Below are 15,256 nucleotides of genomic sequence, written 5' to 3'. Positions count from 1 at the left end.
GGCGGCCCGCCATATGCGAGGATCATGCTTCGTGGAGACTGTCGGCGAGCCGCCGTCCGCCGCGCCGGACCGATCCCGCTGGGGCCGGCTGCACGTCCTGGACTGGATCGCGATCGGGCTCGCCGTCGTCGGGGCGCTCTGCGTCCTCACTGGACTGTTGCCGCAGCGGGACGCCGAGGCCACCGTACGCCGGATCATCCCGATTTTGATCTTTCTCGGCACCGTGGTGGTGCTGGCCGAGCTGACCGCGGTGGCCGGGGTGTTCGACGCCCTCGCCGCGCGGGTGGCGATCACCGCGCGGGGCAGTTACCGGATGCTGTTCTGGCTGTGTGTCGCCTTCGCGTCGGTCACCACCATCGCGCTCAACCTGGACACCACCGCGGTGCTGCTCACCCCGGTGATGATCGCGCTGGCCCGCAAGCTCGGCGTGCCGCCGACGCCGCTGGCGATGACCACGGTATGGCTGGCCAACACGGCGAGCCTGCTGCTGCCGGTGTCCAACCTGACCAACATCCTGGCCAGCGACCGGATCGGGCTGGAGCCGCTGCCCTGGGCGGCCCGGATGTGGTGGCCGCAGCTGGTCGCGATCGTCATCACCATGCTGCTGCTCTGGTGGTGGTACTGGCGGCCGGCCCGGGCCGGGGCCGACCCGTTCGTCCCGCCGCCGCCGCACGTGCCGCCCGACCCGGTGCTCTACCGCACCGCGCTGGGCGCCTGCCTGCTCTTCGTCGCCGGCATCCTGGCGGGCGTCGAGATCGGACTCGCCTCCGGGGTGGCCGCCGCGATCCTGGTGGCCGGCTTCGCCGTCCGCGCCCGGCGCAGCCTGCGGCCCGCGCTGGTCCCGTGGCGGCTGCTGGTCTTCGTCACCGGGCTGTTCCTGGTGGTGCAGACCATCGGCCGGCACGGCCTCGACGAGGTGATGGGCGCGCTGATCGGCGGCGACCCGGGCGCCGAGGGGTCGCTGCGGGCCGGCGCGGTCGGCGCGCTCTTCGCCAACGTGGTCAACAACCTGCCCGCGTACGTGGCCGGTGAGGCGGTCATCGCCCCGGCCAACCACACCCAGCTGCTCGCGCTGCTGATCGGCACCAACGTCGGCCCGCTCGCGACACCGTGGGCCTCGCTGGCCACCCTGATCTGGTACGAGCGCTGCCGCGCCGCCGGGGTCGCGGTGCCGCTGGGCCGGTTCGTCGCCACCAGCGCCGCCCTCGCCGCGCTGGCCACCACCGCCACCGTCGCGGCCCTCCTGCTCACCCCGTAGCGCATCTGTGGGGGTGCGCTGGTCTGACCGATGCCGCCGCATCGGCAACAGGCGCTGCCGGTCGTCCGGCCCGACAAGCGGGATCGGTCAGGCTCCACCCGGGTATCCCAGATGGCTGTCGCCGGCCCAACCGATGCTGCCGGGAGGTTGCTTCCACTCGGCGGCCCGCCTCTTCGAGACCGACAGGTTCGGCCACCGCTTACGCGCCGCCTGTCGGCTTGCCCCCACCGCCGCCCCGAGCTCGGGATAACCCGCGCCGTACTGCACCGCTTCCTCAGCGCTGGCGGATACGACGTCAGCGAGAAGGTTGCGCATCTGTTCGCCCGCCGCCATGCGCGCCAGGTGAGTCCGCATCCGCACCGCGTAACTCGGCTCATGGGCTGCGCTGCGCCGGGCATCCACGTCGGAGTCGTCCAGCCGTTGGGCCCAGGCTGCGGCAGCCGCACTCAGTTCCCGCCGTAGCTCTTGCCGCTCATCCCGCGTCAGCTCCCGCATCACGACTCCCTTTGGACGTGGCCTCACTTCAGCGTCCACTCGACAACCAAGGTTGTCAAGGATTTGGCAACGCATCGCAGGCAACCTGCCGTCCCGGTGTCCAAGGTTCGACGGACAGAGACCGACGGCGATGCCCGGTAGACTCGGCCGATGGCGAGATCTGCCGCGGTTCCGCTCGCTCCCGGGGTCTGGCGCATTCCCACCGTCGGCCGGGCCCTGGTCAACTCGTACGCCTTCGTCGACGACGACGGCAGCGTCACGCTGGTCGACTGCGGGGTGAAACGGGCGCCGGCCCGGATCGTGCGCGGGCTGGCGGCCATCGGGAAGACCCCGGCCGACGTGACCGGGATCGTGCTGACCCATGCCCACCGGGACCACGCCGGTGGGGCCGCCGAACTGGCCCGGCGCACCGGCGCCCCGGTCGCCGCGCATGCCGCCGATGTGCCGTACGCCGAATCCGGGCGGGTGCCGCCCCACGACCCGACGATCACGGCGGGACGGTTCCTCGCCCGGCTGGCCGGGGGCCGGTTCCCGGCCGTCGAGGTCGCCCGCCCACTGGCCGATGGCGACGTGCTGACCGTCGGCGGTGGCCTGCGGGTGCTGCACACCCCCGGGCACTCCCCGGGGCACGTGTCGCTGCTGCACGAACCGACCCGGGTGCTGGTCACCGGCGACGCGCTCTTCAACGTGGCCGGGGTGCGCTGGCCGGTGAAGTCGTTCTGCACGGATTTCCGAATGACCCAGCGGACAGCCCACGTACTGGGCGAGCTGGATTACGACGTGGCCGCCTTCACCCACGGCCCCGAAATCACGAACCGCGCCCGCGAACAGGTCCGGACCTTCCTGTCCCGTCTGCGCTGACCCGCCCCCCACGCAGCCGCGCCGCGCTCGTCCTGCCAACGCCCTCATCTTTGAGGCCGGCGTCCGCAAACGGGGGGCATGCACCAGGTCGACGTCCTCTAGGCTTGGCCGGAGCCGATCCAGATGCGACCGATGAGTTGATCGGGCCTGCGTTGTCTTGGTAGTCGACGGCAACGTTCAGCCACTGAGTTGGAGAAGCATCATGAGGAAGATCACCGCGGGACTGTTCATCTCGCCCGACGGCGTCGTGGAAGCGCCCGACCAGTGGCATTTCCCGTACTTCAACGAGGAGATGGGCGCTGCCGTGGACGCCACCCTCGGCGCGGCCGACACCATGTTGTTCGGTCGCAAGACCTACGACAGCTTCGCCGGGGCCTGGCCCGACCGGGAAGCCGCCGGTGGCGAGGACGCCGCCTTCGCGAAGAAGCTCGGCGACGCCCGCAAGATCGTCGCGTCGAACCGGCCGCTCGAGTTCACCTGGCGAAACTCCGAACAGCTCCAGGGCGACCTCGTCGAGGCCGTCACCGCGTTGAAGAACCAAGCCGGTACCAGCACCATCGGCATGAGTGGGTCGGTCTCCGTCGTCCGCCAGTTGCTGGCCGCGGGGCTGCTGGACGAACTGCACCTGCTGGTGCACCCGATCGCCGTCCGCAAGGGCATGCGGCTGTTCGACGAGGGAGAACCCCCGATCGCGCTGAGCCTGCTCTCGTCGCAGACCTTCAAGACCGGCGTGCTGAACCTCGTCTACGCCCCCGCCGAGTCAGCCGGTGCCGCCGGCTACGACGAGGCCAAGGTCCACCTTTCCCAGCCCGAACGGTAGAACCCGGGCCCGGTGGCCCGACGTGCTCACCGCAACCACCCGAGGAAGCGTCGGTGGACATCTTCCGGTACCCGGCCCCCGGCGCGTTCGAGCTCCATCACGTACTGGATAGCAAGTCGCTCGACCTCACTGTTGCCCATCTGTCAGCTCCCTACGCCAGCGACCGTTGCGGCCATCACCTCTGGCACATGTTCGCCCTGAACCGCGCAAGATCACAGCCCTGGCGCGTCGCAGACGTCCATGCCCTCTGATCTTTAGCTCACGGCGGCGCAGTCTCGTGCGGTGCCATGCGACATCGGAAGGCGCCGTTCGGACCCGTCGCGGCTCCGGCGGTCGCTCGCGTTGCTGTACTTTCGTGCTGTACGTCGATCACTCCGGCCGCCTGCGGCCTAAGATGTTGCCTTACGCGTTCACAGGGAAGGCGACATGTCTGAAGGCATCAATGCGGAGAGCCTGATCGCTCTGGCTGATCGCCTACGAGCCAAACCAGCGCAAAGCCATGAACGTCTCGAACTGGTCACCAGCTGCGAAGGTTTGCCGTGGCTCGGCCGTGTCCCGGCTGCCACCGAGTCGTGCATCAAAATTCTCGCCCAGACTGACCCGAAGACCCGCTCAATGCCTTGCGAGCTCGGTATCTCCTCGATGGAGGTGCCCAGTGCCCTGACCACCTTCCGCCGTTGGTGGCCAAAGGCGGTCATCGCCATGGGCGATCCCGGGCAGCCCGATCCGCGGAAACCGTTGAAGCCCGGCATCGTGCAGTGGCGTTTCGACGGTGTCAACGCGTCGCCGGCGTTGAGCCCGCCGAGCACCGCTGGTTCTGCCGCTATCGCAGCTCACTTTGCCGGCCTGCCCTGGGCGCCACCGCCGATGATGTATGACGCGGCCGGTCCGCTTGCAGACATTGAGGCAGAGGACCTGCTGGCTAGCATGGTTCATCCGCCGCAGATGCCGGCAGGCCGATGGGATCGCCTGCCAGGCTCGTGGGAGCGCTACATCCAGGCGTGGTGCTGCCTGGGCCTGCTGCACCATCGACCGGAGCAACCGTGGCCGGCATCGACCAGGCGACAAATGTTGGTCGAGCTGGCCTACGGTGTCGAGGACTGGATTACCGAAGCCGCGCTCTATGCGCTGATCACAGCGGCTTGGGTGGACCCAGCATGCCGCTCAGACGTCGCCGGGCTGGTCGAGACCAGATACCTGATGATGCGTGAAGCGGCCGAGACCAGACCACTCACAATTGGCGCTTCCGTGGCGCAACTGGTTTACATAACCCCAGGCATGCCAAGCGAAACCCTTCACCATGCAGTGGATCTGACCGCAAAGTTCGAGAAGTGGCCAGGCAATCTCATCTCCACACTTGGCGGACCACCCGCGCCACTGCCGCAGCAAAGGTCGCTGTGGGACAGGCTTCGTCGCCGTTGACAGGCAGTGGCGCGCCAGTCCGATCCGCAGCACAGCGACCAGGAACGCCTTCTCCTGCTCCTGCCCGCGATGGCCGACGCCAACGCTTCATCAGACGCCGCTGAAGTCGTCGCGGCCGCCGTTACCGCCATCGGTGGGAGCGACCTTCAGGACCAGGTGGCGGTCGAGCTGCTGAGCGCCAACGGTCGGTACTGGGGCGTCTGCGCTTGGACCGACTCGCAAGGGTTCCGGACATGCCTCGGGCCGCACAGCTACCGCCATACGGGCGGCGGTCTATCAGTACCCGAGCACCGCCCGGTCGCCGACTCCTTCCACCGTCGCTAGCCACCAGGCTCGGCTTCGGTGGCCGTGACCCCCGTCGGGGTGAGCCGGGTACGGCTTACCAACGGGTGCGGCCGAGTGCTAGCAAGCGTCGACGCGTGCAGCTCATCGGCCGTCCGTTGTCCTCCGATCCCAGGCGCTAACAGGGCTTTCGCTGCTTCCTCGCTGCCTCGCTCGGAGGCTGGCGCCTCGCTTACAAGAACCATCCGGCACGCCTGAGGCCGTCTGACGAGCGCCGTTCGCTCTGGTCGTCGTCTCGTCGCATTCCGGCTCGCGCTCCGTCGTGCGTGGCGGTTGCTGTCACCGATGCTGTCAGTCGTGGTGGGCCGGTGCCGGCCGGAGGTCGCCAGAAGGCCGAATGAACGACAGTGACAGCAATGGATGCCTCGTCGGGCATCCACCGTTCGGGCGAGCGAAAGAGAGCCGAACGGCCTGTCGTCCGGCTGGTACCAAGGCCGCGTCTTGGAGGGCGCACAGGACATGCACGACGCCCGGCCGGCGGCCTACCCTCCTTTTCCTCAGAACGGGGCTTGTCATGAACGCGCTTTCCTCGCGGAGCATCGCTCGCCGGACTTTCCTAGCCACCGCCGCCTTCGCGGCCGGCTCCGCAGCCCTGCTGACCGCCGCCTGCGGCACTGGCCAGGCCGTCGCCGGAAGCCAACCGCCGGCACCGGCGGTCTCATCCCCGCCACCCTCGGTGGCCGCATCGCCGTCGCCTGCGGTGCCGGTTGCGGGTTCGATCGCGGGGTTGCCGGGTTGGTTGTACTACGCCGATTCTGATCGGCTGCTTCGGTTGACCAGGTCTGGCGTGGAGACGGTATCGAGTGCGGGTGCGTACGGGACGAACGTGTCCCCGGATGGCGTCAGCATCGCCTTCGTTGACCAGAGCGGCAATGTGGTGGTCGCCGACCGCGACGGGCAGCACCGCCGCACGGTGCTACGCGGCAGCATCGACGTCGGGTACGAACCGGCCTGGTCGCCCGACTCCCAGCGCCTGCTCGTCGCGAAGGGCGTCGCTGGCGGCAACGTCACCATGGGGATTGTCACCATCGCGTCGGGCAACTTCACCCCGTTGGCGCACCAGCCCCAGGATGCGATCCATCTCCTGTGGTCCGCCGATGGAGAACACCTCGGATACGCCACGGGTACCTGCAAGATCGCCACGGCTGACGCCGATGGCGGCAACGCCCGCACCGTGCCGGTCTTCGGCGACCCGAACAGTGCCGCGAACCCGCAACGGCGGCGTAGCTGTGACCCTTACAGCATCTCCCCGGACGGCAGCCTGATCGCGGTCAACCAGCGCACCGGTGACCAGCCCGACGGCGACATCGGCCGGGACCTGTTCGCCAACACCATCATCGACACCCGCACCGGCCACAACGCCACCCTGCCCGTCACCGGTTCGATCACCGCCATCCTCTTCCAACCCAACGGCGACATCCTCGTCCGGACCAAGAACGGCACCAACCAACTCACCCTGCTCAACCCCGACCGCACCATCAAGGCCCAGGTCACCGAACCCGCCACCGTCAAGAACTCCCGCCTCCTCGGCTACACCCCCAACTGAATGCTCATTCCCGACCGGAGCCCCGCCCGAGGACGGGACGCCCGCCGAACGGCCTGCGGCCACTGCACGATCGAGTAAGAGGCGTCAAGGAGTCCTTGACACTCCGGTCGGGTGAGTCGCCCCTGGCGCCAGAGCACGCCGTGCGTCGCGTGCCCTGAGCCTGCGCCGAAGGCGGCCCTCAGGCCGGGGCGGCGCCCTCACCGGTGCCAGATCCTCCGGGCGGGTCCGGTGGGTCAAGGTGGAGCGCCCCGCTGGACGTAATCCCGACCCGCGAACGCTGGTCTTCCGTGACCGGGTAGGTCGCCTGCGAGGCCGTCGGCGGGATGCGGTTCCACGACCTGCGGCGGAGCGCTCAGCCCGGAAAGGGACGACCCTCGTCGGGGGGAGCCGGGTAGGTCGCACCAACGGCTCCGGCTGGGTGGCAGGGACTGTCGACACGCGCAGGGTTGCGGCCATCTGGTGATACCTGGCCACGGTTGTTGCTATGGGTTTCGCTGCCTTCTTGCTCCCTGGGCTGCCCTTCCGTCGGCCTGGGCGAGGCGCCAGGCCGGCGCGTCAGATTGCGACCGGGTGGCGGGGTTCGTAGAGACCGAGTTCGCCGCCGCCGGGCAGCCGCAGCGCGGTGCGCAGCCCCCACCGCTCCTCGGTGACCGGGATCGTGAACTCGACGCCCTTCGCGGCCAGGTCGGCCATGGTCGCCGCGACGTCGTCGCACATGAGGAAGAGTTCGTGGGCCGGCTCGCCCTCGGTCGGGTGCATGGCGAGCTCGGCCGGCGGGAGCTTGAAGATGAGCCAGCCATGGCCGGCGTCGACGTGGTGGTAGCCGAGCGTGTCCCGGAAGAAGGCGCGGTCCGCCTCTGGGTCGCGGCTGTAGATGATCACATGAGCACCATTGATCATTCACCGACCATAATGCTGAGGTCCGACGTGGCAACGCCAATCTCGCCAGAAAATGCCGCCGCCGTTCGCGCCGCCCCATCTGTCGGTACCGGGGGCCAGGTGCCCGATGATCTCTTCGCGGCGTTGTCGCAGCTCAGCGGCGGTGAAGAGTGGGCCGCCAGGGACTCGAACCCTGAACCCCCTTGCGGGTGCGTTGATCAGCGGTAATCGGGCGGATCGGCCGCCTGACCTCGGCGAGTTCTTCCGCTGCCTTACAGCGGTTGACAGCCCTTGTCGGCGTCACTTGTGCCCGCCTTGTGCCATCTTGCCATGAGCTAAGGGCCTGCCGACAAATAAGTAGCCGTTTCATGTCCGAAGCGTGTTTCATGTGGTATGGCCGTGAAGGTGGAGACCGAGCAGATGCTGGCGGCGAAGTTTGAGGGGATCTTTCCTCATCTTGATGAACGGCAGCGCCGGCTGCTGATGGGGGCCGAAGCCCGGGCGCTGGGGCACGGAGGGATCCGGGCGGTTGCCCGGGCTGCCGGGGTCGCGGAGAACACGGTCTCGCGGGGGGTGTCCGATCTGGATGCCGGTGAGGAGCCGTTGGGTAGGACTCGCCGGCCGGGTGGGGGCCGTAAACGTTTGGCCGACCTGGATCCCGGGTTGCGCCCGGCGCTGCTGGCCTTGGTCGAGCCGGATGAGCGAGGGGATCCGATGTCGCCGCTGCGGTGGACGACGAAGTCAACCCGCACCTTGGCTGGCGAGTTGACCCGCCAGGGGCATCGGGTCGGCGCTGATACTGTCGCTGACCTGCTACGCGCCGAGGGGTTCAGCCTGCAAGCCAACGCCAAGACCATCGAAGGCAAACAGCATCCCGACCGCGACGCGCAGTTCCACTACATCAACGGGCAGGTCAAAGAGCACCAGGGCACCGGTGATCCGGTGGTCAGTGTGGACACGAAGAAGAAGGAACTGGTCGGCCCGTTCGCCAACGCTGGCCGGCAGTGGCGACCCAAAGGTGAGCCGGTGGCCACCCGCACGCACGACTTCCCCGACAGTGAGTTGGGCAAGGCGGTGCCGTACGGCGTCTACGACGTGGCCGCCAACGCCGGCTGGGTCAACGTCGGCACCGACCACGACACCGCCGCTTTCGCGGTCGAGTCGATTCGCCGCTGGTGGAACACGATCGGCGCCGACGAGTACCCGCAGGCCACGCGTTTGCTGATCACCGCGGATGCCGGCGGTTCCAACGGCTACCGCACCCGTGCCTGGAAAGCGGAATTGGCCGCTCTCGCGGTGCAGACCGGGCTGGAGATCACCGTGTGCCACTTCCCGCCGGGCACCTCGAAGTGGAACAAGGTTGAACACCGGCTGTTCTCCCACATCACCCTCAACTGGCGAGGCCGGCCACTGACCAGCCACGACGTGATCGTGCAGACCATCGCCGCCACCACGACCCGCACCGGACTACGCGTCCACGCCGCCCTCGACACCAGCACCTACGACACCGGAATCCGCGTCAGCGACCGGCAACACGACGCGCTGCCCCTGACCCGCCACGACTGGCACGGCGAGTGGAACTACACCCTGCGCCCCGAGGCATACGAGCACGTCAACACCACCCCCGACCCATTCGATCAGCCCAGTCCTGACCTGGCCTGGCTGCACCACCCGGCTCTGACCGGACTACCGCCCCACGAGTGGGACACCCTGCTCACCACACTGCTGGCACTACACGACCATCAGCGGGAAACGCGCCTGGACAAGCGACGCGGACACCGCCCCCGGCTGACCGGCCCCGGTACCGGCCGCCGCCCCGTCCTCACCCTCGCCGACCGGCTCATCGCCGCCATCCTGCACCAGCGACTCGCTGTGCCCCAGGTCGCCGTCGCCGCCCTGTTCAGCGTCCGGCCCGAGACGATCAACAGACACCTACGCGAGATCCGCCAACTCCTAACGCAGGCAGGACGCACCATCCAACCCAGCCCACAACGACTCGCCACCCTAAACGACCTCTACGCCCTCGCCGCCGCAGAAGGCATCGCCATTCCGCAAAAGATCAAAACAGCGCGTTGATGATCTGCGAGCCCTAAGTGACCGCGCGAAGGATGCGGTCGGGTTGGCGGCGCAGCCGCTCCATGGCCCGCGCCGTCGTGTCGTCGGCGGGCAGGAGAACGACCAGCTCCTGCGCGTCGGTTCTCGGCAACTCGAGCTTCTCCCGCTGCCACCGAAGCTCGTGCGCGATGGGGTGGTTGAGCCGCAGCGGGACGTGCGGTGGGGGCAGGTGGCGGTTGAGTCGTCGGGTGAACTCCTTTCCGGCCAGGGGGGCGAGCTCGGCCCTGAACCATTCGGAGGTCTCCGCAGACGGCCCGAGCCACAGATCGAAGGCTCGTTCGTCGGCCACCTGCTCCCAGTCTGGGAAGAACGTCCGGGCGCGCGGATCGGTGAACACGTAGCGCGTCAGGTTCGGCGTCCCGCTCTCGAGCAGCCCGATCCCACGCATCAGCAGCTCGAACTCACTCGTGTATGCGAGCACGTCTCCCAGGCGGTTGGTGACGAATGCGATGCCGGGCTCAAGAAGTTGGAGGGTCGCCAACACGGTGGGCCGGACATGGCGGTTGGGTGGCACCGGCCGCCCGCGCCCTGCGCACGCTCCGCCGGTGATTTTGGCGAGGTGGCGCAGGTGATTGCGCTCGGCGGCATCGAGGCTCAAGGCGTCCGCAAGTGCATTGACCACCGCAGGGGACGGGTTGCGGTCTCGTCCTTGCTCGATGCGGGTGAGGTATTCGACGCTGATCCCAGCACGCGTGGCGAGGTCTGAGCGCCGTAGTCCAGGGGACCGGCGGCGGCCACGATCAGGCAGCCCGAACGAGTCTGGCTGGATGCTGTCGCGCTTGGCACGGATGAAGTCGCCCAGCGGCGTGCTCATGTTCCGAGTCTACGGCGATCTCCCCAGCGCCTCGAACCCCGCAGGGTGGCCCCACGAGGGCCAGCCTACGTTCGGTCTGGTTGCCATCGTCCGAACGATGGACCGTGGAGTGCATGAGTGAGAAGCACAAGTTGGTCATCATCGTCGGGAGCGTCCGAGAGGGCCGGTTCGGGCCTGTCGTCGCCTCCTGGGTCGCCGACCAAGCGCGCGAGCACGGCGGTTTCGACATCGACGTCGTCGATCTCGCCGACGCCGAGATCCCGCTGTCGTTGCCGGCAGTCTCACCGAAGTTCGCCGGCGACTCATACCCGCGCCCCGACGGAATGGCGTCCTTGACGTCCCGCCTGGAGGACGCGGACGCGTTCATCCTGGTCACGCCGGAGTACAACCACAGCTACCCCGCGTCCCTGAAGGCCGCAATCGACTGGCATTTCACCCAGTGGACGGCCAAGCCCGTCGCTTTCGTCAGCTACGGCGGCCCAGCTGGCGGCCGCCACGCTGTCCTCCACCTGGAGAACGTGCTCACCGAACTGCACGCCGTGACAATCCGCGATGGTCTGGCCTTCCCGAACTACTTCACAGCGTGGGAAGACGGTCGGCCGCTGGACCCCGAGGCGCCCGGATATGCCAAAACCCTGCTGGACCAGCTCGCTTGGTGGGCCGCCGCCCTGTCTGCGGCACGCAACTCGGTCCCGTACCCGGCCTGAAGGGATCATTCAAGGAGTAAGCCAGACTGGGAACCTCAGGGCTGAGAGTGAGCGGCATCGCGCTCGGCGGGCTTCGGTGAACATCACATCGTCGCGCAAACCGGACGGGTCGCGCCATTCTGCTGGTCGGGTGCTTCGCCATCATGGTGGCGGTCTACCCGCCACCAGATGCAAAGACGGCCCCTGACCAGCAGGAATTGCGGTCAGGGGCCGTTCTTTTCAGTCCCGCTGAATCCGACTGTTGCCCACCGTCGCTGAGAGCCCGGGGGTGTATCGGGGGGAGTTGCCCGCGGCCGGGCGAGCCGAGGTTGGTGAGTCCCGTCGCCGATGAGATCTGCGGCATCGCCCTCCGCGGCTACCCCCGTTCGACAATCGCGGTATCGCCATCGTTCGGGCTGAGCCAGGTGCGGATGCCAGCGAGGGCGGTAGGGCCGTAGTCCTCATCGACACTGCGGGCGAGGTCCGCGATGGATATCGCTTGCAGGGCGGCACGCCAGGCGGCGTCGGCGCCGGCCATAGCGCGGGCAATCGGGCACGGCCGGGTGCAGGCCTCCTGTGGTGCCGCCAGGGGGCCGCGCTGGCGGATCTCGGTGCACACGAACGCGGGCTGAGCGCCGTCGACGGCTGCGACGACGTCGAGGATGGTGATCAGTTCGGGTGCCCTGGTCAGGACATATCCGCCCGCCTTGCCCTGGACGGAGGTCACGAGGCCGGCGCGGGAGAGTGCCTGCAGCTGTTTGGCCAGGTAGCTGCCGGAGACGTCATGCAGTTCCGCGAGCCGGGCGGCCGGCACGGGCTCCGTCGCCGTGGTCAGCACCACGCAGCAGTGCAGTGCCCACTCGACCCCACCTGACAGCTTCATCCGACCCCCCGATTGACTCGGACAGAGACTATCCGACTATTGTCTCGGACAGAAAGTATCCGAGTTGGGGGTTACGCCCCGACGAAACCGGCGTGCCTTGTGGCACGCCGTGGAAGGGTGAGAGCCATGAAGCTCACAGTCATCGGCGGTACCGGACTTATCGGCTCGCAGGTGGTCCAAAAGCTGACCGCAGCCGGACACCAGGCCGTTCCCGCGGCGCTGTCGACCGGCGTCGACCTGATCAAGGGAGAGGGCCTGGACCAGGCGCTGGAGGGCGCGGAGGTCGTGGTCAACGTCGCGAACTCGCCGACCTTCGACGAGGCCTCCCTGGGCTTCTTCCGTACCTCCATGACCAACCTGCTGGCCGCCGGGGAGCGTGCCGGCGTCCGTCACCAGGTGATCCTCTCGATCGTCGGTGTGGACCAGGTGCCCCAGCTCGACTACTACCGCGCCAAGACCCTGCAGGAAGAACTGCTCCGGCAGGGGCCCACGCCGTACTCCATCGTTCGTGCCACCCAGTTCTTCGAATTCATGAACGCGGTCTTGTCCTGGACCTCCGACGACACCACCGTTCGCCTGCCCGCTACCCGTATTCAGCCGATGGCCGCCGCGGACGTCGTCGACGCGGTCGTCGACGTCTCCACCGGCACGCCGCTGCAAGGCATTCGGAACGTCGCCGGCCCGGACGTCTTCGCCCTCGACGACCTCGGCAGGGTCACCCTGGCCGCACAGCAGGACAACCGGACCGTCGTCACCGACGACGGGGCCGGCATGTTCGCGGTCGTCGCCGGCGACGTGCTCATCGCGGGCCCGGACGCACACCTGGCACCCACGCACTACCAGGACTGGATCCAAGCGGCCCGCTAACCCGGGCACTCGGCCCTTCAGCGGATGAAGTCGATCGGACGGCGGCCGGAACGTCGAGTTGCTGCGACCGGCCCTGGCCGAGGCCTTGTCGTGCGTCGGACGCCCATGCGGCGTGCGTGCAGCGAACGAGTCGGTCGCCTACCAGGCATGATCGAGACGGTTACTTGCTCGGTCCGCCTGATCCCCCAGCATCCATCCTCCCGCCGCACAGCACGGCGATGACCGGTCCGTGCTGTGTGCCATGGACAAGCCGCTCATGGCAGCGGGCCGTCGGTTTCCGCGGTCGCGCTGAGGCGATCCCGGATCAGCGCGATCACGGTGTCGGCGGTCCGGTCGAGGTGACTGCGGCCATCGGGTAGCCGGGCCTCCGGGCTGATGTAGCTACGCGGACCGACGTGGGTGGCCGGGTCGAGCCGGTGCATCGTGATCTTCCCGTCGCGGTCGGCCCGGTTCCATCCGCTCCAGCGGAACAGCCGCCACCGCTGCGGGAACATCCAGGTGCCTACTCGCTCAATCCGGTCGCCGGCACTGGTGAGCCGGTCGAGGTGCTGGGCGTGGGTGATGTCGTTTGCGCCGTTGTGGAACCCGCCGAGAGTGATCAGCCAGAGCGGGGAGCGCAGCTGGGACCACAGTTCGTCCACCGCGCCGGTGGCGACCTGGGCGCCGCCGCTGTAACAGAGCATCACCACGGGGACGCCACTGTCACGCCGGTAACCGGCGAGCCGGAGCTGAGTGGCGATCTGCGAGCCGACGGCGCGGTTGTACAGGGGACGGTACCGACGGTCGGCGGCGACGAAGATCTGCACCACGTTGTGCAGGAACAGCACCAGCCCGATGTGGCGGCGCAGCCATTTCCACACCGGCCGGTCGGCGAGCGGATCGGCCAGCGGAGAGTAGGGCTGCACCTGGCCCAGCACCCTGAGCTCCGGCGCTCCTTGGATCAGGGATTCGACCAGTCGGCCGCCGTCGCGGGTGTCGTGGAGGCGTCGTTTCCCGATGCCATCCAGATAGACCAGGTAGGCGTCCGGAGGGCGGTCCGGGTCCGCGCCCCGGGCGTAGGGCATGCCCGCCGGGAGCGCGGTGGTGGGAGTGCGCCAGCCTGCGGCATAGGCCAGCACCTCGTAGCGGGCGAGCAGAGCTTCGGCGAGCAGGACCGGTCCTAGCCCGCCGAGCAGCAGCAGGAGCGCAAACTCGATCATGTGAGTGGCTCCGGTGCTCTTCTCGTGTTGAGCCTCACGACCAGTCGGCGGACGCCCTCGACGGCGACGCCGAGCCCGATTCCCGCGAGGGCTACGCAGCCGGCGGCATCCCACCAGCCGAGCCCGGCCAGCGTGGCGAGCGCAGTGGCGAGGCCGGCCCCGACTCCCACCATGAGCAGAAAGTGCAGCAGCGGCCCGAGGAGCGGAAACGCGAGGACTGCGGCAAGCAGCAGCGGTGCGGCCAGGCCTGGTGTCCAGACCAGCGCGGCCTCGTCGGACGGTGCGGTGCGCAGCACCAGCTCGGCAAAGGTCCACGCGGACAGCGGCCAGAGCGCGAATACCGCGCTGTCGACCACGGCACCGGCAAGCATCAACCCGGCCACCCTGATGCGCGACGCGCCAGACAGACGTGCCACCACGGGCAGGAGACGCCCGGCGGCCTCGGACAGCCCGGCGAACAGCAGCAGGATGGCGACGACGGGGGACATCGGTCAGCCCTGCGGTGGCAGATCGGCAGCGCCCGGCTGAGTGACCCGGCCGGCCTGCTGCAGATAGCGCTCGAGTTCGTCGGCGGCGCGCGAATAACCGCCTGCCTGACGTTGGGCGACCTGAAGAGTGCTCACGGCGGCGCGGAATCGGGGCTCGTCGAGCAGGCGCTGGGCGAGGGCGCGCACGCCCTCCACGTCGACGTCCTCGGTGCGGATCGAGAGGCTGGCATCGAGCTCGACGACGCGGGAGGCCACCAACATCTGGTCAGCGCCCTGCGGGACCACCAGCATGGGGACGCCGGCGTACAGAGCCTCGTTGACGCTGTTCACCCCGCCGTGGGTGATGAACAGCGCTGCGCGGGCCAGCACCTCCGGTTGCGGTACGGAGCGGTGGGCGATCACGTTGGCCGGCAGCGGACCGAGCGCGGCGGGATCGGTGTGTCCGGTGGAGACGATCACGGTGCCACCCAGCGGGGCGAGCGCACCGGCGAAGCCGCGCAGCAGCCGCGGGTCGGCCTTGAACAGCGTGCCCAGCGAGGCGTACAGCACCGGGTCCCGCAGCCGATCGACCGGGAACGACG

General features: G+C 68.6%; 15 protein-coding genes. 8 read left to right on the top strand and 7 right to left on the bottom strand.

Annotated elements, in window-relative coordinates; translation table 11 throughout:
• The first annotated feature begins 31 nt into the window (after window positions 1-31).
• Window positions 32-1,258: an ArsB/NhaD family transporter gene (locus DKT69_RS12150; RefSeq protein ID WP_109801675.1), complete on the top strand. Its 1,227-nt coding sequence runs from the start codon at window positions 32-34 to the stop codon at window positions 1,256-1,258.
• An 87-nt stretch (window positions 1,259-1,345) separates the two neighbouring features.
• Here DKT69_RS12150 and DKT69_RS12145 read toward each other — a convergent pair whose 3' ends face one another.
• Window positions 1,346-1,753, bottom strand: a complete 408-nt coding sequence (locus DKT69_RS12145) for a hypothetical protein (RefSeq protein WP_146231057.1) — start codon at window positions 1,751-1,753, stop codon at window positions 1,346-1,348.
• Window positions 1,754-1,903: 150 nt separating this feature from the next.
• Between DKT69_RS12145 and DKT69_RS12140 the strand changes: the two genes are divergently transcribed.
• The 4 genes from DKT69_RS12140 (at window position 1,904) to DKT69_RS37720 (ending at window position 6,744) form a co-directional block, all read left to right on the top strand.
• Window positions 1,904-2,614 carry an MBL fold metallo-hydrolase gene (locus DKT69_RS12140; protein WP_109801673.1) on the top strand — a complete coding sequence of 237 codons (711 nt, stop codon included), beginning with the start codon at window positions 1,904-1,906 and terminating at the stop codon, window positions 2,612-2,614.
• A 202-nt stretch (window positions 2,615-2,816) separates the two neighbouring features.
• Window positions 2,817-3,434, top strand: a complete 618-nt coding sequence (locus tag DKT69_RS12135) for a dihydrofolate reductase family protein (RefSeq protein WP_109801672.1) — start codon at window positions 2,817-2,819, stop codon at window positions 3,432-3,434.
• 426 nt (window positions 3,435-3,860) lie between these two features.
• Window positions 3,861-4,856 (top strand): hypothetical protein, encoded by a 996-nt coding sequence (locus DKT69_RS37725; protein ID WP_146231056.1) that lies wholly within the window; start codon window positions 3,861-3,863, stop codon window positions 4,854-4,856.
• 679 nt (window positions 4,857-5,535) lie between these two features.
• Window positions 5,536-6,744, top strand: coding sequence for a TolB family protein (locus DKT69_RS37720; protein WP_146231055.1), 1,209 nt, complete (start codon window positions 5,536-5,538; stop codon window positions 6,742-6,744).
• A 555-nt stretch (window positions 6,745-7,299) separates the two neighbouring features.
• On the opposite strand, the gene DKT69_RS12120 is transcribed toward DKT69_RS37720, so the two are convergent.
• The gene (locus DKT69_RS12120; protein ID WP_109801669.1) at window positions 7,300-7,644 is read right to left on the bottom strand and encodes a VOC family protein; all 345 of its coding nucleotides are present in this window, start codon (window positions 7,642-7,644) and stop codon (window positions 7,300-7,302) included.
• A 372-nt stretch (window positions 7,645-8,016) separates the two neighbouring features.
• Between DKT69_RS12120 and DKT69_RS12115 the strand changes: the two genes are divergently transcribed.
• Window positions 8,017-9,699, top strand: a complete 1,683-nt coding sequence (locus DKT69_RS12115; RefSeq protein WP_375373525.1) for an ISAzo13 family transposase — start codon at window positions 8,017-8,019, stop codon at window positions 9,697-9,699.
• Window positions 9,700-9,712: 13 nt separating this feature from the next.
• On the opposite strand, the gene DKT69_RS12110 is transcribed toward DKT69_RS12115, so the two are convergent.
• Window positions 9,713-10,552, bottom strand: coding sequence for a helix-turn-helix domain-containing protein (locus DKT69_RS12110; RefSeq protein WP_109801668.1), 840 nt, complete (start codon window positions 10,550-10,552; stop codon window positions 9,713-9,715).
• Between the two features lie 131 nt (window positions 10,553-10,683).
• Between DKT69_RS12110 and DKT69_RS12105 the strand changes: the two genes are divergently transcribed.
• Window positions 10,684-11,259, top strand: coding sequence for an NADPH-dependent FMN reductase (locus DKT69_RS12105; RefSeq protein ID WP_236647757.1), 576 nt, complete (start codon window positions 10,684-10,686; stop codon window positions 11,257-11,259).
• Between the two features lie 355 nt (window positions 11,260-11,614).
• On the opposite strand, the gene DKT69_RS12100 is transcribed toward DKT69_RS12105, so the two are convergent.
• The gene (locus tag DKT69_RS12100; protein ID WP_109801667.1) at window positions 11,615-12,121 is read right to left on the bottom strand and encodes an RrF2 family transcriptional regulator; all 507 of its coding nucleotides are present in this window, start codon (window positions 12,119-12,121) and stop codon (window positions 11,615-11,617) included.
• Window positions 12,122-12,247: 126 nt separating this feature from the next.
• On the opposite strand from DKT69_RS12100, the gene DKT69_RS12095 reads away from it, so the two are divergent.
• Complete coding sequence (locus DKT69_RS12095; RefSeq protein WP_109801666.1) at window positions 12,248-12,988, top strand: SDR family oxidoreductase; 741 nt, start codon at window positions 12,248-12,250, stop codon at window positions 12,986-12,988.
• 254 nt (window positions 12,989-13,242) lie between these two features.
• Here DKT69_RS12095 and DKT69_RS12090 read toward each other — a convergent pair whose 3' ends face one another.
• From DKT69_RS12090 to DKT69_RS12080, 3 genes are all read right to left on the bottom strand, one after another.
• Window positions 13,243-14,187 carry a hypothetical protein gene (locus DKT69_RS12090; protein WP_109801665.1) on the bottom strand — a complete coding sequence of 315 codons (945 nt, stop codon included), beginning with the start codon at window positions 14,185-14,187 and terminating at the stop codon, window positions 13,243-13,245.
• Entirely contained in the window at window positions 14,184-14,675 is a 492-nt protein-coding gene (locus DKT69_RS12085; RefSeq protein WP_109801664.1) for a hypothetical protein, read from the bottom strand. Before DKT69_RS12085 ends, DKT69_RS12090 begins: the two co-directional genes overlap by 4 nt.
• A 3-nt stretch (window positions 14,676-14,678) precedes the next feature.
• A partial coding sequence (locus tag DKT69_RS12080) for a nucleotide disphospho-sugar-binding domain-containing protein (RefSeq protein WP_304598680.1) occupies window positions 14,679-15,256 on the bottom strand: 578 nt, incomplete at its 5' end.

This window comes from Micromonospora sicca, from assembly GCF_003172935.1.
GTDB lineage: Bacteria > Actinomycetota > Actinomycetes > Mycobacteriales > Micromonosporaceae > Micromonospora > Micromonospora sicca.
The sequence above is the reverse complement of the archived record's forward strand: the minus strand, read 5'-3'. Positions and strand labels throughout refer to the sequence as shown.